The organism is Stenotrophomonas sp. 22LJNL06-5-1 (assembly GCF_056861455.1).
On sequence record NZ_JBSPUE010000013.1, the window covers coordinates 1 to 18718 of the forward strand.

The 18718-nt window shown below is 66.7% G+C and carries 20 protein-coding genes; 8 read left to right on the plus strand and 12 right to left on the minus strand.

The genetic code is table 11. From position 1 onward, the window contains the following. Positions 1-556 precede the first annotated feature (556 nt). Complete coding sequence (htpG, locus tag AC13GF_RS20505) at positions 557-2446, plus strand: molecular chaperone HtpG (RefSeq protein ID WP_483005811.1); 1890 nt, start codon at positions 557-559, stop codon at positions 2444-2446. A 186-nt stretch (positions 2447-2632) separates the two neighbouring features. Here the strand turns inward: htpG and AC13GF_RS20510 are convergent, their stop codons facing one another. Continuing rightward, entirely contained in the window at positions 2633-2932 is a 300-nt protein-coding gene (locus AC13GF_RS20510; RefSeq protein ID WP_483005812.1) for a hypothetical protein, read from the minus strand. A gap of 129 nt (positions 2933-3061) precedes the next feature. Here AC13GF_RS20510 and ftsY point away from each other — a divergent pair, with 129 nt between their 5' ends. The 3 genes from ftsY to AC13GF_RS20525 all read left to right on the plus strand — a co-directional run bounded on the left by ftsY (position 3062) and on the right by AC13GF_RS20525 (position 5904). Then, on the plus strand, positions 3062-4384 hold the full coding sequence (gene ftsY / locus AC13GF_RS20515) for a signal recognition particle-docking protein FtsY (protein WP_483005813.1): 1323 nt from the start codon (positions 3062-3064) through the stop codon (positions 4382-4384). A 120-nt stretch (positions 4385-4504) separates the two neighbouring features. Continuing rightward, positions 4505-5629 carry an A/G-specific adenine glycosylase gene (gene mutY / locus AC13GF_RS20520; RefSeq protein ID WP_483005814.1) on the plus strand — a complete coding sequence of 375 codons (1125 nt, stop codon included), beginning with the start codon at positions 4505-4507 and terminating at the stop codon, positions 5627-5629. A 5-nt stretch (positions 5630-5634) separates the two neighbouring features. After that, complete coding sequence (locus tag AC13GF_RS20525) at positions 5635-5904, plus strand: oxidative damage protection protein (protein ID WP_295559009.1); 270 nt, start codon at positions 5635-5637, stop codon at positions 5902-5904. Positions 5905-5978: 74 nt separating this feature from the next. Here the strand turns inward: AC13GF_RS20525 and AC13GF_RS20530 are convergent, their stop codons facing one another. The 10 genes from AC13GF_RS20530 to AC13GF_RS20575 form a co-directional block, all read right to left on the minus strand. Then, entirely contained in the window at positions 5979-6428 is a 450-nt protein-coding gene (locus AC13GF_RS20530; protein ID WP_447385735.1) for a DUF6491 family protein, read from the minus strand. 221 nt (positions 6429-6649) lie between these two features. Further along, a complete protein-coding gene (gene lolD / locus AC13GF_RS20535) occupies positions 6650-7363 on the minus strand; it encodes a lipoprotein-releasing ABC transporter ATP-binding protein LolD (protein WP_024958615.1) in 714 nt (237 codons plus the stop codon). Continuing rightward, positions 7356-8597 (minus strand): lipoprotein-releasing ABC transporter permease subunit, encoded by a 1242-nt coding sequence (locus AC13GF_RS20540; RefSeq protein WP_010484346.1) that lies wholly within the window; start codon positions 8595-8597, stop codon positions 7356-7358. Before AC13GF_RS20540 ends, lolD begins: the two co-directional genes overlap by 8 nt. A 23-nt stretch (positions 8598-8620) precedes the next feature. After that, the gene (locus tag AC13GF_RS20545) at positions 8621-9070 is read right to left on the minus strand and encodes a hypothetical protein (RefSeq protein ID WP_483005815.1); all 450 of its coding nucleotides are present in this window, start codon (positions 9068-9070) and stop codon (positions 8621-8623) included. Then, entirely contained in the window at positions 9021-9269 is a 249-nt protein-coding gene (locus tag AC13GF_RS20550) for an FAD assembly factor SdhE (RefSeq protein ID WP_004153155.1), read from the minus strand. The genes AC13GF_RS20545 and AC13GF_RS20550 overlap by 50 nt, the downstream gene beginning before the upstream one ends. A gap of 98 nt (positions 9270-9367) precedes the next feature. Beyond that, positions 9368-10153, minus strand: coding sequence for a succinate dehydrogenase iron-sulfur subunit (locus AC13GF_RS20555; protein WP_005409079.1), 786 nt, complete (start codon positions 10151-10153; stop codon positions 9368-9370). Positions 10154-10219: 66 nt separating this feature from the next. Beyond that, the gene (gene sdhA / locus AC13GF_RS20560) at positions 10220-12010 is read right to left on the minus strand and encodes a succinate dehydrogenase flavoprotein subunit (protein ID WP_483005816.1); all 1791 of its coding nucleotides are present in this window, start codon (positions 12008-12010) and stop codon (positions 10220-10222) included. 31 nt (positions 12011-12041) lie between these two features. Continuing rightward, positions 12042-12428 (minus strand): succinate dehydrogenase, hydrophobic membrane anchor protein, encoded by a 387-nt coding sequence (gene sdhD, locus AC13GF_RS20565; RefSeq protein WP_024958619.1) that lies wholly within the window; start codon positions 12426-12428, stop codon positions 12042-12044. After that, entirely contained in the window at positions 12425-12817 is a 393-nt protein-coding gene (sdhC, locus tag AC13GF_RS20570; protein ID WP_024958620.1) for a succinate dehydrogenase, cytochrome b556 subunit, read from the minus strand. The genes sdhD and sdhC overlap by 4 nt, the downstream gene beginning before the upstream one ends. A 56-nt stretch (positions 12818-12873) precedes the next feature. After that, positions 12874-13044, minus strand: a complete 171-nt coding sequence (locus AC13GF_RS20575; protein ID WP_005409075.1) for a DUF1674 domain-containing protein — start codon at positions 13042-13044, stop codon at positions 12874-12876. 39 nt (positions 13045-13083) lie between these two features. Here AC13GF_RS20575 and ygfZ point away from each other — a divergent pair, with 39 nt between their 5' ends. Next, a complete protein-coding gene (gene ygfZ, locus AC13GF_RS20580; RefSeq protein ID WP_483005817.1) occupies positions 13084-13959 on the plus strand; it encodes a CAF17-like 4Fe-4S cluster assembly/insertion protein YgfZ in 876 nt (291 codons plus the stop codon). Between the two features lie 159 nt (positions 13960-14118). Here ygfZ and AC13GF_RS20585 read toward each other — a convergent pair whose 3' ends face one another. Then, on the minus strand, positions 14119-15201 hold the full coding sequence (locus AC13GF_RS20585) for an ABC transporter ATP-binding protein (RefSeq protein ID WP_483005818.1): 1083 nt from the start codon (positions 15199-15201) through the stop codon (positions 14119-14121). A gap of 352 nt (positions 15202-15553) precedes the next feature. Here AC13GF_RS20585 and zwf point away from each other — a divergent pair, with 352 nt between their 5' ends. From zwf to pgl, 3 genes are read left to right on the plus strand one after another with little or no spacing between them, the layout of a single operon-like run. Continuing rightward, the gene (gene zwf, locus AC13GF_RS20590; RefSeq protein WP_010484333.1) at positions 15554-16990 is read left to right on the plus strand and encodes a glucose-6-phosphate dehydrogenase; all 1437 of its coding nucleotides are present in this window, start codon (positions 15554-15556) and stop codon (positions 16988-16990) included. Beyond that, positions 16987-17994, plus strand: a complete 1008-nt coding sequence (glk, locus tag AC13GF_RS20595; RefSeq protein ID WP_049400948.1) for a glucokinase — start codon at positions 16987-16989, stop codon at positions 17992-17994. The genes zwf and glk overlap by 4 nt, the downstream gene beginning before the upstream one ends. After that, on the plus strand, positions 17991-18713 hold the full coding sequence (gene pgl, locus AC13GF_RS20600) for a 6-phosphogluconolactonase (RefSeq protein ID WP_483005819.1): 723 nt from the start codon (positions 17991-17993) through the stop codon (positions 18711-18713). Before glk ends, pgl begins: the two co-directional genes overlap by 4 nt. Positions 18714-18718: the final 5 nt, after the last annotated feature.

The window sequence follows — 18718 nt, forward strand, 5'->3', positions numbered from 1 at the left end:
GGCGGACCGCCTCGTCCCTCATGCCCTGAGTGATCTGTTTTGCCATGGGTCTACCTCGATGCTTGAAATTGATCCTATCGAGTGTCCAGGTTGATTAGACCACCGCAACCCGTCCATGGGGGCTTGGCCGCGGCATCCATGCCGCGGACACCCCCACAACCTGACCCACCCCGCCTTCGACAGTTTCCTGCGATCTGCAGTAGATCCACGCCATGCGTGGATGAACATCTGTCAGATATCGAAGGAATTGATGAGATCAAAAGCCCAGCCGTTGCCACCGTCACCGGGAACCTGTCAGAGGCGGGGCGGTGTGGGTGGGCAGGACCGTTGGCGCCATGGATGGCGCCATCGAGCCCCCAGGGACGGGTTCACGGCGTGTCCTGCCCACCCACACCACCCCGCCATCCCACGGATAGCCCGCTGTTGCTGTTGCTTCGGCCTCTGCAGGTGCAGGGCTGCAAGCCCTGCCGACCAACCCCTTGATTTCGGGACAATCAGCCATACCCCTTGGCGAGGCCGCACGCGCTGGCGCGGCATTGCACACGGAGCCTTATCGATGACCGAGACCACCCAGACCGAAACCCTTGGCTTCCAGACCGAAGTCAAGCAGCTGCTGCAGCTGATGATCCACTCGCTGTACTCCAACAAGGAAATCTTCCTCCGCGAGCTGGTCTCCAACGCCGCCGACGCCGCCGACAAGCTGCGCTTCGAGGCCCTGACCCAGCCGGCTCTGCTGGAAGGCGACAGCGAACTGCGCGTGCGCGCCAGCTTCGACCCCGCCGCCCACACCATCACCATCGAAGACAACGGCATCGGCATGAGCCGCGCCGAAGCCATCGCCCACCTCGGCACGATCGCCAAGTCCGGCACCGGCGATTTCCTCCGCCAGCTGTCCGGCGACCAGAAGAAGGATTCGCAGCTGATCGGCCAGTTCGGCGTCGGCTTCTACAGCGCCTTCATCGTTGCAGACCAAGTGGAAGTGACCTCGCGCCGCGCCGGCCTGGCGGCAGGCGAAGGCGTGCGCTGGACCTCGCGCGGCGAAGGCGATTTCGAAGTGGCCACCATCGACAAGGCCGAACGCGGCACCCAGATCGTGCTGCACCTGAAGGATGGCGAGCACGACTTCGCCGATGGCTGGCGCCTGCGCAGCATTCTCAAGAAGTATTCGGACCACATCGGCCTGCCGATCCAGATGCCGAAGGAAGGCGAAGAAGGCGCTGCCGGCGAGTGGGAAACCGTCAACCGCGCCAGCGCGCTGTGGACCCGCCCGCGCACCGAGATCAGCGACGCCGAGTACACCGAGTTCTACAAGCACGTGGCACACGACCACAGCGATCCGCTGGCGTGGAGCCACAACAAGGTCGAAGGCAAGCTGGAGTACACCTCGCTGCTGTATGTGCCCGGCCGCGCGCCGTTCGACCTGTATCACCGCGATGCGCCCAAGGGCCTGAAGCTGTACGTGCAGCGCGTGTTCGTGATGGACCAGGCCGAGCAGTTCCTGCCGCTGTACCTGCGCTTCATCAAGGGCGTGGTCGATTCCAACGACCTGTCGCTGAACGTCTCGCGCGAGATCCTGCAGTCCGGCCCGGTCATCGATTCGATGAAGGCCGCGCTGACCAAGCGCTCGCTGGACATGCTGGAAAAGCTGGCCGCCGACAAGCCGGAACAGTACGCCACGTTCTGGAAGGAATTCGGCCAGGTGCTCAAGGAAGGCCCGGCCGAGGACTACAACAACCGCGAGAAGGTGGCCGGCCTGCTGCGCTTCGCCTCCACCCGTGGCGACGGCGATGCGCAGAGCGTGTCGCTGGCCGATTACATCGGCCGCATGACCGAAGGCCAGGACAAGATCTATTACCTGACCGGCGAGAGCTACAGCCAGGTGCGCAACAGCCCGCACCTGGAAGTGTTCCGCAAGAAGGGCGTGGAAGTGCTGCTGCTGACCGACCGCATCGACGAGTGGCTGATGGGCTACCTGACCGATTTCGACGGCAAGAGCTTCGTCGACATCGCCCGTGGCGACCTGGACCTGGGCGCGCTGGAAAGCGAGGCCGACAAGCAGGAACAGGAAGCAGCAGCGAAGGACAAGCAGGGCCTGGTCGAGCGACTGAAGACGGTGCTGGGCGATGACGTGGCCGAAGTGCGCGTCTCGCACCGCCTGACCGATTCGCCGGCGGTGCTGGCCATCGGCGAACAGGACCTGGGCCTGCAGATGCGCCAGATCCTGGAAGCCAGCGGGCAGAAGGTGCCGGACAGCAAGCCGGTGCTGGAGATCAACCCGGGCCACCCGCTGATCGCCAAGCTCGATGCCGAAGCCGATGGCGCGCGTTTCGACGATCTGGGCCGGGTGCTGTTCGACCAGGCCGCACTGGCCGCCGGTGACAGCCTGAAAGACCCGGGCGCCTATGTGGCGCGCCTGAACAAGCTGCTGCTGGAGCTGTCGGCCTGATCGACAGGGTGGTCGCCGGGCATGGCCCGGCGACGCTCTGGTAGAGGCCAACCTTGGTTGGCGCCCCAAAAGCGTGCCAACCAAGGTTGGCACCTACCAGGCGGGTCGAGCGTGCCAACCAAGGTTGGCACCTACCAGGGGGGCGAGCGTGCCAACCAAGGTTGACACCCACCAAAGCCGGGCGGCTCAGACCTCCCGATCCAGCAGCGAGCCCAGCATCTGGTCCTGGCGTCGGATCACCGTGGCATTGGCGGCGAAGGCCACCACCTCGGCTTTCGCTGCCAGCAGATCACCCAGCGGCGCGGCGGCATCGGCGCCGGCGGGAATCACCGAGGCCTGCACTCCACTCTGCTCGGCGGCACTGCGCTGCAACTGCAGGCGCTGGGCATCGGGAGTCGCCAGGTTGGCCACGTTATGCGCGGCCACCTGCACGCCCTGCTGGGCCGCGCGCATCCCGCTGAGGGTGATTCCCATCACGTTGTTCATGGCGGTCTCCGGGCCGCTGCGCGCAGCCCTCCGGACCGGTTAACGGCCGGCGGGCCGCGACCTTGAGTCCACATCGGCCCGACAGGCCCGAGTGGTAGCATATCCCTCTGATTTCAGCGCCTTTTGCCAATGCTCAGTTTTTTCCGCCGCAAGAAGCCCCAGGATGCCCCCGCTACGGAGGCTCCCAAGACCCAGCACTACTCGGCTGAAGAGCTGGCGGCGGCGTTCCCGTCGGCCGCGCCGGTCGAGGACAAGGAGCCGGCACCGGTAGCCGTGCCGGCCGAGCCTGCACCGGTCGAGCCGCCCCCGGCGGCCGCCATTCCGGTCGCTGTCGAGCCCACCCCGGTGATTCCGGCCCCAGCCGCACCGGTTCCGGCAGCTCCTGCGCCGACGGCGCAGATCGACGTCGCCCCCATCGCGACCCCGGCCATCGAACCGGCACCCGCACCGCAGCCTGAGCCCACTCCGGTACCGGCACCGGTCACCGACGACCTGCCGGCCGCCGCCTCGGTCGACGCCGTGCCTGCAACTGCCGGCAAGCCCGGCTGGCGCGAGCGCCTGCGCAACAGCGTCATCGCGCGCAGCTTCGGTGGCCTGTTCTCGCGCAACCCCAAGCTCGACGACGACCTGCTGGACGAGCTGGAAACCGCACTGATCACCGCTGACGTCGGCGTGGGTGCCACCACCGACCTGGTCGAGGGCCTGCGCAAGCGCATGAAGTCGCGCGAGTTCGCCGACGCCAATGCGCTGCTGGCCGCACTGCGCGCCGAGCTGATCGCGATCCTGCAGCCGGTCGCAAAGCCGCTGGTGATCGACCGCAACGCCAAGCCCTTCGTGGTGCTGATCGTCGGCGTCAACGGCGTCGGCAAGACCACCACCATCGGCAAGCTGGCCAAGCGCTTCAAGGATGAGGGCCACAGCCTGATGCTGGCTGCCGGCGACACCTTCCGCGCCGCCGCCGTGGCCCAGCTGCAGGCCTGGGGCGAGCGCAACGGCGTGGCCGTGGTCGCGCAGGGGCAGAACGCCGATGCCGCTTCGGTGGCGTTCGACGCGCTGCAGGCCGGCAAGGCGCGTGGCACCTCGGTGCTGATCGCCGATACCGCCGGCCGCCTGCACACCCAGTCCGGCCTGATGAACGAGCTGGGCAAGATCCGCCGCGTGCTCGGCAAGATCGACGCTACTGCACCGCACGAGGTGTTGATGGTGATCGACGGCACCACCGGCCAGAACGCGCTGTCGCAGCTGCGCCAGTTCAATGCCGCGGTGAACGTGACCGGTTTGGTGGTGACCAAGCTGGACGGCACCGCCAAGGGTGGCGTGGTGTTCGCGCTGGCCCGCGAGTTCGGCATTCCGATCCGTTTCGCCGGCATCGGCGAGCGCCCGGAAGACCTGCGCGTGTTCGACCCGGAAGCCTTCGTCGACGCCCTGCTGCCCGAAGCGCTGGGCGGCTGATACACCGTGCAGCCACGCACGGCGTGGCTCTACTGCGCTCCGGGCCGCGCGGGGTTCATCGCCGCGACACCCACCACAGTAGAGCCACCCCATGGGTGGCTGCCCAACTCCGGTACACCGATGCCCCGCCAGCCGCACGCCAGCGCCGGAACCACGCAGACCGACGACTTCGTCGCCCGCCTGCTGCACTGGTTCGACGACCACGGCCGCCACGATCTGCCCTGGCAGCATCCGCGCAGCCCCTATCGGGTCTGGTTGTCGGAAATCATGCTGCAGCAGACCCAGGTGACCACGGTCATCCCGTACTTCCAGCGGTTCCTGCAGCACTTCCCGACCCTGCCCGACCTCGCCGCCGCCAGCAACGACGCGGTGATGGCGCAGTGGGCCGGACTCGGCTACTACGCCCGCGCACGTAACCTGCACGCGGCAGCCAAGCGCTGCGTGGAACTGCACGACGGCGACCTGCCACGTGACTTCGACGCGCTGCATGCCCTGCCCGGCATCGGCCGCAGCACTGCCGGTGCGATCCTCAGCCAGGCCTGGAACGACCCGTTCGCGATCCTCGACGGCAACGTCAAACGGGTGCTCAGCCGTTACCACGGCGTCGACGGCTTCCCGGGCCTGCCGGCCATCGAGAAGCAGTTGTGGGCGATGGCCGAAGCACACGTAGCGCAGGTGCCGGCCGGGCGCATGGCCGATTACACCCAGGCGCAGATGGACCTGGGCGCGACCGTATGCAGCCGCGCTAAACCCGCCTGCGTGATCTGCCCGCTGCAGGACGCGTGCGTGGCGCGCCGTGAAGGCCGCACCGCTGAACTACCCACGCCCAAGCCCAGCAAGACCCTGCCCGAGCGCGAAGCAGTGGCCCTACTGCTGCGCGACGCCCAGCAGCGCGTGCTGCTGCAGAAGCGACCGGACACCGGCATCTGGGCGCAGCTGTGGACGCTGCCGCAGGCCGACGCCGGCAGCGTGCTGCAGGACTGGTTCGATGCCCATGTCGACGGCTCGCTGGAAGATGCCGAAGAGCTGCCGGTACTGCAGCACACCTTCAGCCACTACAAGCTGCATCTGCAGGTACTGTCGCGCCGGGTGAACGGCCTGCGCGTGGAAGCACCCACGCTGCGCTGGGTCGCCAGCGACGAACTGCCCGCGCTGGGCCTGCCGGCGCCGATCCGCAAACTGCTCGACGGCGCCACGATCAAGACGCCGAAACGAACTACCAAGAAACCCCGCAACCACGAGTGAGTGCCATGCCCCGAACCGTCTTCTGCCAGTACGAACAACGCGATGCCGAAGGTTTGGACTTCGTGCCCTACCCCGGCGAGCTGGGCCAGCGCATCTTCAACCACATCGGCAAGCAGGCCTGGGCCGCATGGCTGGCGCACCAGACCATGCTGATCAACGAAAACCGCCTGTCGCCGCGCACGCCGGAACATCGCGCGTTCCTTGAAGGCGAACTGGTCAAGTTCCTGTTCGAGAAGGACGCGGAAAAGCCGGCAGGCTTCACCCCGGAAGCCTGACGCACAGGTAGTGCCGGCCGCTGGCCGGCAACTTGGCATCTGCGCGATGCCGGCCGGCGGCCGGCACTACCGCGCTATTTCGTGTTTTCCTCGCGCTCCTGCACCTGCGCCTGGCGCAGCTCCTGCTCCGACGTGCGCAGCGCCTTCACGTCCAGCTTGCGGATGCTGTCGATGAAGCACGGCATGCGCGGGCCGCCCGTGGGGTCGCGCACCAGCACCTTGTCGAAGCGCGCCGAAACACGATTCATCTGACTGGTCAGGCCGATGGCGGTGGCATATGGCAGATCCTGGCACGCGCCTCTCAATTCCAGCAGATAGGCTTCACTGGGACGCGTCCATACCGCCAGCGCGCTGTCGCCCAGTTCGGTCCAGCCATTGAGGGTACCGAAGAACTGCATGTCATTCTGTGGCGCGCCGGCGTGGGCACGGTAAAGGTCAAGCTTCTCGGCGCTGCTGAGCCGGCCGGTGGTCGCGCAGGCGGCCAGGGCCAGGCAGAGTCCGGCCATCAGGATCGGGGTCTTCATGGCGATCTCCTCGGGGAACTGTCGCCATCATGCGCCTGGGCCGGCAATGCCGGCGCGACGACCGGCAGCCCCATTCAGGCGCCGGTCGGCGGTCGACCAAGGTCGACCTCTACCAAAGCAGACCCAAGGCTCCGGATTCCGGTAGTCACCAACCTTGGTTGGCGCTTGCCCTACAGGAGCAGCCGACCAAGGTCGGCTTCTACCAAAGCGGGCCCGGCGCCTCAGACGTCGGCGTGGGCCAGTGCGTGCAGGCGCCCTTCGCGCAGCTCCAGCACCCGGTCCAGGCGGCGTGCCAGGCTGCGGTCGTGGGTCACCAGCACCAGGCTGGTGTGACGCGCACGATTCAGTTCCAGCATCAGCTCGAACACCGTGGCCGCCGTGCGGTCATCCAGGTTGCCGGTCGGCTCGTCACCGAGCACGCAGGCCGGGTGATTGACCAGTGCTCGTGCCACCGCAGCACGCTGGCGCTCGCCACCGGACAGCTCGCCCGGCTTGTGGTCCAGGCGATGGCCGAGGCCGACCGCTTCCAGCAGCGTGGTGGCCCGGCTGCTCGCTTCGGCCACCGCGGTGCCGGCCAGAAGCACCGGCATCATCACGTTTTCCAGCGCCGTGAACTCCGGAAGCAGGTGATGGAACTGGTAGACGAAGCCCAGCGCCTGGTTGCGCAGCAGGCCACGCGCGGTGTCCGACAGCGCCGACATGCGCTGGCCGGTCACATAGACCTCGCCGGCGGTCGGAATGTCGAGGCCGCCCAGCAGGTGCAGCAGCGTGCTCTTGCCGGCGCCGGAAGCACCGATGATCGCCACGGTTTCGCCGGCGGTCACGGTCAGGCCCAGGCCGTCGAACACCGGGGTCTGCATGCGCCCTTCGGCGTAGGTCTTGCCCAGTGCTTCGGCGCGGATCACCTCATCGCCGCGGTTGAAGACCTTATTCATAACGCAGGGCCTCCGCCGGCTGGGTGCGTGCTGCCCGCCAGGCGGGATACAGGGTGGCCAGGAAGCTCATCAGCAGCGCGACCACGGTGATCGCCACCACGTCGCCGGTCTGCATGTCGGTCGGCAGGCCGGTGATGTAGTACACATCCTCCGGCAGCAGCTTGACGTTGAACACGCTCTCGATGGCGCCGAGGATGCGCTCCAGGTTGAGGGTCAGGGTAATGCCGCCGATCAGGCCGGCCAGCGTGCCGAAGATGCCGATCAGCGAACCCTGCACCATGAACACCTGCATCACCCCGCCCGGGGTCAGGCCAAGGGTGCGCAGGATGGCGATGTCGGCCTGCTTGTCGGTGACCAGCATCACCTGCGAGGACACCAGATTGAAGGCGCCCATGGCGATGATCAGCGACAGCAGGATGCCCATCACCACCTTCTCCATGCGCAGCGAGTGGTAGAGGTTGGCGTTCTGCTGGGTCCAGTCACTCACGCGGTACGCGCCACCAAGGTTCTGCGCCAGGTCCACACCCACTTCCAGCGAGCGGTCCATGTCGTGCAGCTTCAGCCGCACGCCGGTGGCGCCATCGGAACGCAGCACGCGCTCCAGGTCCTTCATGTTGGCGAAGCCGACGCCGCGGTCGACCTCGTTGTAGCCGGCCTCGAAGATGCCGCTTACGGTGAAGCGTTTCATTCGTGGCACCGCGCCGGCAGGCGTGCCCTGCACTTCGGCGAACGTCACCAGTACCTGATCACCCACGTCCACGCCCAGCCAGATCGCCAGCTCCTTGCCCAGCAGCAGGTTGAAGCTGCCCGGCGTGAGGCTGTCATAGCTGCCCTTGGTGACCTTCTTGTCGATCACCGAGACTTTCGGCTCCAGCGCCGGATCGATGCCCTGGATGATCGCACCCTGCACGCGCGGGCCGCTGATCATCGACTGGATCTCGATGTACGGCGCGGCACCGGCCACGCGCGGATCCTTGCGGGCCACATCGACCACGCGCATCCAGTCCGGCATCGGCTCGCCGTCACGGCTGATGGTGGTGTGGGCGGTCATCTGCAGCAGGCGGCTGCGGATTTCCTTCTGGAAACCGCTCATCACCGCCAGCGTGGTGATCAGCACCGTAACGCCGAGCGCGATGCCCAGGATCGATGCCATCGAGATGAAGGAGATGAAGCCGTTGCGGCGCTTGGCGCGCAGGTAGCGCAGGCCAATGGCCACGGGAATGGGTTTGAACATGCAGGCACGCCGGTCAATTCAGCTTATGGTGCCATCGACCGGGGCCTACGGGAAACGCCGCGTGCGGCCACGGCCAGTCGCAGTTCACGTCGCTGCCCGGAATCGAGCACATCCGGCCAGAACAGCAGGCGCCGGCGGCGCCTATCCTCACGCCAGAGCAACAACAGCCATGGGCCACGCACGACCAGCTGTGGTGCATCGGCGTCCTGCCCGGCCACCTGCAGCGGCTCGGGTGGTACCGGCAGAAGCACCTGCACGCGTGGCCTGCGCTGGCGCCAGGCCAGTTCAGCCAACCCGATGACCCAGGCCAGCACCACCGCGGGCATCAGCAACCGTGAAGGCAGATCCGATGCGCGCAGCAGCCAGGGCGCAGCCAGCAGCACCGCCAACTGGGCGGCGGCCTGCAGCCGCGAGGGGCGCCACTCAAGGCTTGAGGGCGAGGATCTTCTGCATGAGGGGGATCGCGTGCGCATGCGGGCAGGCCTCATAGCCCATGAACCAGCGCCACAACTTATCGTCCTCGCAATCGAGCAGGAACAGGAAAACCTCGCGCTCTTCGGTCGGCGCAGTGCTCCACTCACGGTCCAGGTAGCGGCCGAACAGCTGGTCCAGTTCGCGCATGCCGCGACGGCAACGCCAGCGCAGCTTCTTCAGCAGAACGTCTTCTTCCATCATGTTTCTCCAGATACAGCAAAGCCACGCATGGCGTGGCTCTACTGGGGCGGCACAGCCACGCATGGCGTGGCTCTACCCGGTACAGCCAGGCCTGATCAGGCGCGGCGTTCCATCATCAGCTTCTTGATCTCGGCGATCGCCAGCGCCGGGTTCAGGCCCTTCGGGCAGGTCCGGGCGCAGTTCATGATGGTGTGGCAGCGGTACAGCTTGAACGGATCTTCCAGATCGTCCAGGCGCGCACCGGTGTCCTCATCGCGCGAGTCGATGATCCAGCGGTAGGCCTGCAGCAGGATCGCCGGGCCCAGGTAACGCTCGCCGTTCCACCAGTAGCTCGGGCAGCTGGTCGAGCAGCAGGCGCACAGGATGCACTCGTACAGGCCGTCCAGCTTCTTGCGGTCTTCCGGCGACTGCAGGCGCTCGCGGTCCGGCGGTGCCGGGGTCTGGGTGCGGATCCACGGCTTGATCGACGCGTACTGCGCGTAGAAGTGGGTCAGGTCCGGAACCAGATCCTTGACCACGTTCATGTGCGGCAGCGGGTAGATCGGCACTTCCTTCTTGCCGCAGTCCGAGATGGCTCGGGTGCAGGCCAGGGTGTTGGTGCCGTCGATGTTCATCGCGCACGAACCACAGATACCTTCGCGGCAGGAGCGGCGGAAGGTCAGGGTCGGGTCGATCTCGTTCTTGATCTTGATCAGGGCGTCCAGGACCATCGGGCCACAGGCGTCCAGATCAACTTCATAGGTATCGGTGCGCGGGTTGCTGTCGTCGTCCGGACTCCAGCGGTAGATCTTGAAGGTGCGCACGTTCTTGCCGCCGTTCTTGACGGGGAAGTGCTTGCCCTTCGTGATCTTGGAATTCTTGGGGAGTGAAAACTCGGCCATGGCTGCTCTCGTTGGCTCAGGCGGCCCGCGCCCGTGGGCGCGGATTGCATGGTAGGCGGGGTCGGATCAGTACACGCGCGGCTTCGGCGGCACTACGGACACGTCGTCGGTCAACGTGTACATGTGCACCGGACGGTAGTCGAAGCTGCACTTGCCCTTCTCGTCGACGCTGACCAGGGTGTGCTTCTGCCAGTTGACGTCGTCGCGGTCCGGGAAGTCCTCGTGCGCATGCGCGCCGCGGCTTTCCTTGCGCTGTTCGGCCGAGTTGATCGTCGCCACCGCGTTGAGCAGCAGGTTGTTCAGCTCGTAGGTCTCGATCAGGTCCGAGTTCCACACCAGCGAACGGTCGGAGACCTTCACGTCCTGGAACGAGTCGAAGATCTTGTCCATCTTCTCGCAGCCTTCCTTCAGCGTCTGGCTGGTGCGGAAGACCGCCGCGTCGGCCTGCATGGTGCGCTGCATGCGATCGCGGATGACCGAGGTCGGGGTATCGCCGTTGGCGTGGCGCAGCTTGTCCAGCAGGCCCAGCGCCTTGTCGCAGGCATCGGCCGGCAGCGGCTTGTGCGATGCGCCCGGCTTGATGGTCTCGGCGCAGCGATTGGCCACCGCACGACCGAACACCACCAGATCCAGCAGCGAGTTCGAGCCCAGGCGGTTGGCGCCGTGCACCGACACGCAGGCCGCTTCGCCGATGGCGTACAGGCCCGGCACCACGGCATCGGGGTTGTCGCCGACCTTGCGCACGACTTCGCCGTGGTAGTTGGTCGGGATGCCGCCCATGTTGTAGTGCACGGTCGGGATGACCGGAATCGGCTGCTTGTGCACGTCGACGCCGGCGAAGATGCGGGCGCTTTCAGCGATGCCCGGCAGCTTCTCGTCGATCACGCCCGGGCCGAGGTGGGTCAGGTCGAGCAGGATGTGGTCCTTGTGCTCGCCGACGCCGCGGCCTTCGCGGATCTCGATGGTCATCGAACGGCTGACCACGTCGCGCGAGGCCAGATCCTTGTAGTGCGGTGCGTAGCGCTCCATGAAGCGCTCGCCGCCGCTGTTGCGCAGGATGCCACCTTCACCGCGGACACCCTCGGTGATCAGGCAGCCGGCGCCGTAGATGCCGGTCGGGTGGAACTGCACGAACTCCATGTCCTGCATGGCGATGCCGGCACGCATGGCCAGGCCGCCACCGTCGCCGGTGCAGGTGTGCGCCGAGGTGGCGCTGAAGTAGGCACGGCCGTAGCCGCCGGTGGCCAGCACCACGCCCTGGGCGCGGAACAGGTGCAGGGTGCCGTCGGACATGTCCAGGGCCAGCACGCCGCGGCAGGCGCCTTCATCGTCGAAGATCAGGTCGAGCGCGAAGTACTCGATCATGAAGCGCGCGTCGTGCTTCAGCGACTGCTGGTACAGGGTGTGCAGCATCGCGTGACCGGTACGGTCGGCCGCCGCGCAGGTACGCTGCGCCGCCGGGCCTTCGCCGTACTTGGTGGTCATGCCACCGAACGGACGCTGGTAGATCTTGCCTTCAGCGGTGCGCGAGAACGGCACGCCGTAGTGTTCGAGCTCGATGATGGCCGGGATGGCCTCACGGCACATGTATTCGATGGCGTCCTGGTCGCCCAGCCAGTCCGAACCCTTGATGGTGTCGAAGAAGTGGTAACGCCAGTCGTCCTCGCCCATGTTGGCGAGCGCGGCCGAGATACCGCCCTGGGCGGCAACGGTATGCGAACGGGTCGGGAAGACCTTGGTCAGGCACACGGTCTGCAGGCCCTTGGCGGCCAGGCCGAACGTGGCGCGCAGGCCGGCACCGCCGGCGCCGACCACGACCATGTCGTACTTGTGTTCGGTGATCTTGTAAGCGGACATCTAATCTGGATTCCTGTGTTGGTGCCTGGGCTCAGGCAACGCCGAGGGCGATGCGGCCCACCGCAAACACACTGACGATCATGCCGAGCACGGCGACGAACTTCACCGCGGTCTGCAGCACCAGGGCCAGCAGCGATTCGTGGATGTAATCTTCCAGCACGACCTGCATGCCGAGCTGCGCGTGCCAGAACATGGCGATCAGCAGGCCGATCAGCGGCACGGCATTCCACGGCTTGGCCACGGCAGCGGCAGCGGTCGCGTAGTCCGAGCCCAGCAGGCTCAGCACGAAGACCAGGAACCAGATGCCCAGTGCCACCAGGGCGGCGGCGGTCAGGCGCTGGTGCACGAAGTGCTCGGTGCCGGTCTTGGCCGAACCAAGGCCGCGCACGCTCTTCAACGGGGTACGGAACTTGCTCACGCGGCACCTCCGAACATCACATAGGCCCACACCAGCAGGGTGATCACCAGGCTGCCGATGACCGACAGCCAGCTGCTGCGGATGAAGGCGGGGATGCTGAAGCCGATGGCGAAGTCCTGCACCACATGGCGGATGCCATTGCACAGGTGATAGGCGAACGACCATGTCCACGCGAACAGGAACACGCGGCCATACCAGGCCCCGGCATGGCCGGTGAAGCAGTTCCAGGACTCGGGCCCCATCATCAGGGCCAGCAGGCCGGCGGCGATGATGAGGGCACCAACAGACAGAAAGACGCCAGTGGCTCGATGCAGGATCGAGGTGGCCATCTGAATCTGCCAGCGATACACCTGAAGGTGCGGGGAAAGTGGGCGTTGTCTGGTCGCCATTCGCTGGGCTCGTTGTCTCGGCTGGGCGGCACGCGGCCGCGTTGGCTCAATGCTGATCAGAAATCGATGCAGCGTCCGTTTTTCTCCCAATCGCCGTACCGCACCGGATCAAGTCCGCCGCGGCCGCCGAATTCCTCTGCTTTTTCCTGTTCCACGGGCACGGGTGCCGCGGGGACCAGCGGGGCTTCAGATTCGTCGTCGGGAGTGGGGGTTGTTTGGCCTATCATGTTCGGTCTCGCAACGCACAAATTTTAGACCTCGTTCACGTGCCTGACAACCTGCCCCCTGCTTTCGTCGGATATCCGCGCCTGCCCGGCCACCAGTTGCTGAGCCTGCAGGGCGTGGATGCGGCCGTTTTCGCCCATGCCCAGTTCAGCAGCGACGTCACCGCCCTGCCCCTGCTTCACTGGCAGTGGAGCGCCTGGTTGAGCGCCAAGGGCCGCACACTGGCGGTGTTCCAGCTGCTGCGGCTGGCCGAAGACCACGTACTGCTGGTGCTGGCCGACGGCGATGCCGATGCGATTGCGTCGCAACTGCAGCGCTTCGTGTTCCGCCGCAAGGTGAAGGTGGCAGTGCGCAGCGACCTGGCCGCGGCCGGCGCGTTTACCGCGCCCGAGGCCGCCAGCGGCGCCGCGATTGCGCAGACTGCAGGTGACGGCTGGGAACTGGATCTGGGCAGCGATGCACTCCCACGCACCCTGCGCATTGGCACCGCCGAGGCCTTCGCCGCCGGCAGTGAAGACGATGAGGCCGCTTTCGCCCTGGCCTGGCGCCAGGCCGACCTGCGCTACGGCCTGCCGCGGCTGGAAGAAAGCCAGCGCGAAGTGTGGACCCCGCAGCAGCTGGGCCTGGACCGCCTGAACGGCTACAGCGTGAAGAAGGGCTGCTACCCGGGCCAGGAAATCGTTGCCCGCACCCACTTCCTCGGCAAGGCCAAGCGCGCGGTGCAGCTGCTGCATACCGCAGCACCGGCGCAGGCCGGCGATGGTGTGCAGCAGGACGGCGCGGCGCTGGGCACGATTGCCTGCGTGGCCGGCGACCTGGCACTGGCAGTGCTGCCGCTGGAGGCCAGCGATGCGGATCTGCAGGTGAGTGGTGCCGTGGCGCAGCGCATGCCGTTGCTGGATGGGCTGGCACGCTGAATCTGAAGGGCTCTCATCCACGCATGGCGTGGATCTTCTGACCAGCCCGGTGGGTGCGGACCGTTGGTCCGCACGCCTTCGGCGCAGGAGTGGTAGTGCCAGCCGCTGGCCGGCAACCACGCACGGTTGAGGTTGCCGGCCAGCGGCCGGCACTACCCCTTACAGGCGCTCGCCGGTTTCCGGGCTGAAGAAATGCAGGCCCTGCGGGTGGATCGCCACGCGGATCTGCTCGCCCACCGCCGGCAGCGTCTGCGGCGCCACGCGCATGGTCAGCGCATGCTGGCCGCTGCTCAGATTGACGAAGATTTCGTTGCCGACTGGTTCAATGCCTTCGATGCGCGCGGTAAACGCATGCGCATCATCGGTAGCCGCCGGCTGCAGGTGCTCCGGGCGCACGCCCACCGCGATCGGCTTCTGCAACCACGCAGGATCGATCGTGGCCTGGCCCAGCGGTGCACGCCACTCGCCGTCGACCACGGTCACGCCACCGGCATCGCCCTGCAGCGTGCCACGCAGCACGTTCATTGCCGGGCTGCCGAGGAAACCCGCCACGAACAGATTGGCCGGGCGGTCGTACAGCGCCATCGGCGTATCGATCTGCTGGATGACGCCATCCTTCAGCACCACGATGCGCTGGCCCAAGGTCATCGCTTCGACCTGATCGTGCGTCACGTAGATCATGGTGGTGCCCAGCTTGCGGTGCAGCTGCGCGATCTCGGTGCGCACGCTGTGGCGCAGCTTGGCATCCAGATTGGACAGCGGTTCGTCGAGCAGGAACACCGCCGGCTCGCGCACCAGCGCCCGGCCCAGCGCAACACGCTGGCGCTGCCCACCGGACATCGCCTTGGGCAGCTTGTCCATCATCTCGGTCAGGCCCAGCGTCTGTGCGGCTTCGGCGATGCGCTTGTCGATGGTCGCCTTGTCATGCCCGCGCAGCTTCAGGCCGAAGGCCAGGTTCTCGGCCACGGTCATGTGCGGGTACAGCGCATAGCTCTGGAACACCATGGCGATGTCGCGATCCTTCGGCGCCACGTCGTTGACCACGCGATCGCCGATGGTCAGCGTGCCACCACTGATCTCTTCCAGGCCAGCCACCATCCGCAGCAGGGTCGACTTGCCACAGCCGGACGGACCGACCAGCACCATCAGCTCGCCATCGGCGACCTCGAAGCTGGCGTCCTTCACCGCGACCTGGCCGTTGTCATAGACCTTGCGCACACCCTGCAACTGCACTTTTGCCATATCACCTATCCGGTCCGCCCGAAGCCGGGCTGTCTTTTGGGACTGCCTCGGCCCTCCCGATGGCAGTGATGATTGCGCGCCTGCCGCATGACGGCGAGCACTGCAATCGAATACAGTTGCCCATTCTGCCATGTAAACGTTTTCACGTGGCACTATCCGATGATCGGTGCGCACCGATCTGCGTCGGCGGTTGAACGAAGGTTCCGCCGAGGTAGTGGTTTCGAATGGAACGGTCTTCCGGTGCCCCGGAGAACGCCCCGGACGAACCTCGGACAGGCAGTTGCGCGGATGTCCCCCGAACCCAGCCATGAAGCGATTGACAACGATGTCACCCGGATCTGAAACTCGAGCGATGCACGACACCCTCTTCCTGTTCGGTGCCACAGGTGATCTGGCCCAGCGCTACCTGTTCCCTTCGCTGCTTCGCCTGCTTGGCGACGGCCTGCTGCCGGAGGACTTCCGCATCCGTGCGCTGGCCCTGTCCGGGCATGACACCGAAGCCTTCCATGACATCCTGCGGCCGCGCCTGCAGCAGGCCATGCCGATGGCCACGCAGGACGACATCAGCGCCCTGCTGCGCCGCATCGACTACCGTTCGGTGGACCTGCGCGACGTCGACTCGGTCGCCGCCGCGGTCTCCGACCTGGTGCACCGCAAGTGCGTCAGCTACCTGGCCATCCCGCCGGGCCTGTACATCTCCACCTGCGAAGGCCTGGCCAAGGGCGGTGCGCTCGCCGCACCGGCACGCCTGATGCTGGAGAAGCCGATCGGCAGCGACAGCGAGAGCGCCGAGGAAATCATCAGCACCATCGGCCAGTGGATCGACGAGGACCGCGTGTTCCGTCTCGACCATTACCTGGGCAAGGCCGCGGTGCAGAACCTGATCGCGCTGCGCTTCGGCAACACGCTGCTGGAAGCAGTGTGGAACCGCAACTACATCGAATCGGTGCACATCCTGGTGGCCGAGAGCGAAGGCGTGGATGGCCGCGACGCCTACTACGCGCGCTCCGGCGCGCTGCGCGACATGGTGCAGAGCCACATCCTGCAGCTGCTGTGCATGGTGGCGATGGAACCGCCGGCCTCACTGGAAGCCGACCGCATCCGCGACGAGAAGGTCAAGGTGCTGCGCGCCCTGCGTCCGCTTGATGCCAAGCACGCCGCGCGTGACAGCATCCGCGGCCGCTACACCGCCGGCACCATCAACGGCCAGCCGGCCCAGGCCTACCAGCCGCCGGAAGGCAGCGACGTGGAAACCTTCGCCGGTGTCACTGCGCATATCGACAACTGGCGCTGGAGCGGCGTGCCGTTCCACCTGGTCACCGGCAAGCGCCTGCCCGAGCGCACCACCCGCGTGGTGGTCACGCTGAAGCCGGTCACCCACTGGCTGTTCGAGCGCCCACAGCGTGCGCAAGCCGCGCCGAACCGCCTGGTGTTCCAGCTGCAGCCGCAGGAAAACATCGAACTGGGCCTGATGAGCAGCCTGGCCGGCCCGGAATGGGGCGCGCTGGAACTGCATCCACTGGAACTGGAACTGTCGGTGCCGACCGGCCTGCACCGCCGCATCGCGTACGAACGCCTGTTCCTGGATGCCTTCAACGGCAATCACACGCTGTTCGTGCGCGACGACGAAGTGCGTGCAGCGTGGGCCTGGATCGACAGCGTCGCCGACGCCTGGAAGGACGCCAAGCTGCCGCTGGAGCCCTACCCCGCCGGCCAATGGGGGCCGAGCAATGCCGGCGAGTTCCTGCCGCAGGGCGTGGACGCGCCGGACAGCGGAGCGTCGGCATGAGTGCCAGCTCGCAGCCGGTGCTGGTCGCCGACATCGGTGGCACCAATGCCCGCTTCGCCCTGGCCGACACCTCACAGGACGCACCGCTGCAGAAGGACAGCATCCGCGAGTACGCGGTGGCGGAGTTTCCCTCGCTGGGTGATGCCGCACGCCACCATCTGGAACAGATCGGTGCCACTGCAAGCCGCGGCGTGTTCGCGGTTGCCGGTCGCGTTGATGGTGACGAAGCCCGCATCACCAACCATCCGTGGGTGATCTCGCGCAGTCGTACCGCAGCGATGCTCGGTTTCAATGAGCTCCACCTGATCAACGACTTCGCCGCGCAGGCAATGGCGATTTCACTGCTGCAGCCCGACGACGTGGTCCAGGTCGGCGGTGCTGCCTGGGTCCCGGGCAAGCCCGGCCAGCCGCGCAACTACGCGGTGATCGGGCCGGGTACCGGCCTGGGTGTCGGTGGCCTGATCCTGCGCCACGGCCGCTGCTATCCGCTGGAAACCGAAGGCGGCCATGTCAGCTTCCCGCCGGGAACCCCGGAGGAGATCCGCATCCTGGAAATCCTGTCCGAACAGTTCGGTCGCGTCTCCAACGAGCGCCTGATCTGCGGCCCCGGCCTGGTCAACATCCATCGCGCAGTGTGCGAGATGGCCGGTATCGACCCGGGCCAGCTGCAGCCGGTGGACGTGACCGCCCGCGCCCTGCACGGTGATCCGCAGGCGATGCGCACCGTGGACGTGTTCTGCGCGGTGTTCGGCGCCATTGCCGGTGACCTGGTGCTGACCCAGGGTGCCTGGGACGGCGTGTTCCTGACCGGCGGCCTGACCCCGAAGATGCTCGATTCACTGCAGCACTCCGGTTTCCGCCAACGCTTCGAACACAAGGGGCGGTTCTCTTCGATCATGGCGCGGGTTCCCTCGTTGGCCGTGATGCATCCCCATGCCGGCTTGCTGGGCGCTGCCGCCTATGCTGCCGACGCCGAACGTGACGCACCTGGAGTTGCCGCATGAGCCCCACCTTCCACGACGACCGCATCGAGTTCATCAACCACGGCGATGCCGATGGCTGGATCGAGGCGGTGGCCGCCGAGATGGCGCAGACCCTCAACCACGACATCAACGAAGTGGGCCGCGCCCGCATCCTGTTGTCTGGCGGCACCACGCCGGCGCCGGTCTACCAGGCGCTGGCCGAACTGGACGTGCACTGGGACCGGGTGGAAGTGAGCCTGGCCGACGAGCGCTGGCTGTCGCCGCAGGATCGCGACAGCAATGCCTGGCTGGTGCGCGAGAACCTGCTCAAGCGCGCCGAAGGTGCGCATTTCGATCCGCTGGTACGGATCGGCAAGCCGCTGCCGGAATGCGTCTACACCGCCAACCTGCAGGCCCAGCACAGCCAGCCGCCGAGCCTGGTGGCACTGGGCATGGGCAACGATGGCCACACCGCCTCGCTGTTCCCGGGCTCCAGGGACCTGGCCCGTGCACTGGAAAGCACGCTGCCCTACGCGGCACTGGATGCCACCGGCTGCCCGGGCGCGAACCAGTGGCCGCTGCGCATCACGCTGACCCCGCACGGCCTGCGCCAGTGCCGCCAGCGCCTGCTGCTGCTGCGCGGCAAGCAGAAGCTGCAGGTGCTGCGCCAGGCACTGGACAGCAACGACGCCCAGCAGTACCCGATCCTCAACGCGATCAACCTGGATGGCGCGCGCCTGCGCGTCCACTGGGCTGATTGATGTCG

Coding starts and splice junctions, on each gene's coding strand:
- htpG (WP_483005811.1), top strand. CDS start 557: ATGACCGAGACCACCCAGACCGAAACCCTTGGCTTCCAGACCGAAGTC.
- AC13GF_RS20510 (WP_483005812.1), bottom strand. CDS start 2,932: ATGAACAACGTGATGGGAATCACCCTCAGCGGGATGCGCGCGGCCCAG.
- ftsY (WP_483005813.1), top strand. CDS start 3,062: ATGCTCAGTTTTTTCCGCCGCAAGAAGCCCCAGGATGCCCCCGCTACG.
- mutY (WP_483005814.1), top strand. CDS start 4,505: ATGCCCCGCCAGCCGCACGCCAGCGCCGGAACCACGCAGACCGACGAC.
- AC13GF_RS20525 (WP_295559009.1), top strand. CDS start 5,635: ATGCCCCGAACCGTCTTCTGCCAGTACGAACAACGCGATGCCGAAGGT.
- AC13GF_RS20530 (WP_447385735.1), bottom strand. CDS start 6,428: ATGAAGACCCCGATCCTGATGGCCGGACTCTGCCTGGCCCTGGCCGCC.
- lolD (WP_024958615.1), bottom strand. CDS start 7,363: ATGAATAAGGTCTTCAACCGCGGCGATGAGGTGATCCGCGCCGAAGCA.
- AC13GF_RS20540 (WP_010484346.1), bottom strand. CDS start 8,597: ATGTTCAAACCCATTCCCGTGGCCATTGGCCTGCGCTACCTGCGCGCC.
- AC13GF_RS20545 (WP_483005815.1), bottom strand. CDS start 9,070: ATGCGCACGCGATCCCCCTCATGCAGAAGATCCTCGCCCTCAAGCCTT.
- AC13GF_RS20550 (WP_004153155.1), bottom strand. CDS start 9,269: ATGGAAGAAGACGTTCTGCTGAAGAAGCTGCGCTGGCGTTGCCGTCGC.
- AC13GF_RS20555 (WP_005409079.1), bottom strand. CDS start 10,153: ATGGCCGAGTTTTCACTCCCCAAGAATTCCAAGATCACGAAGGGCAAG.
- sdhA (WP_483005816.1), bottom strand. CDS start 12,010: ATGTCCGCTTACAAGATCACCGAACACAAGTACGACATGGTCGTGGTC.
- sdhC (WP_024958620.1), bottom strand. CDS start 12,817: ATGGCGACCAGACAACGCCCACTTTCCCCGCACCTTCAGGTGTATCGC.
- AC13GF_RS20575 (WP_005409075.1), bottom strand. CDS start 13,044: ATGATAGGCCAAACAACCCCCACTCCCGACGACGAATCTGAAGCCCCG.
- AC13GF_RS20585 (WP_483005818.1), bottom strand. CDS start 15,201: ATGGCAAAAGTGCAGTTGCAGGGTGTGCGCAAGGTCTATGACAACGGC.
- zwf (WP_010484333.1), top strand. CDS start 15,554: ATGCACGACACCCTCTTCCTGTTCGGTGCCACAGGTGATCTGGCCCAG.
- glk (WP_049400948.1), top strand. CDS start 16,987: ATGAGTGCCAGCTCGCAGCCGGTGCTGGTCGCCGACATCGGTGGCACC.
- pgl (WP_483005819.1), top strand. CDS start 17,991: ATGAGCCCCACCTTCCACGACGACCGCATCGAGTTCATCAACCACGGC.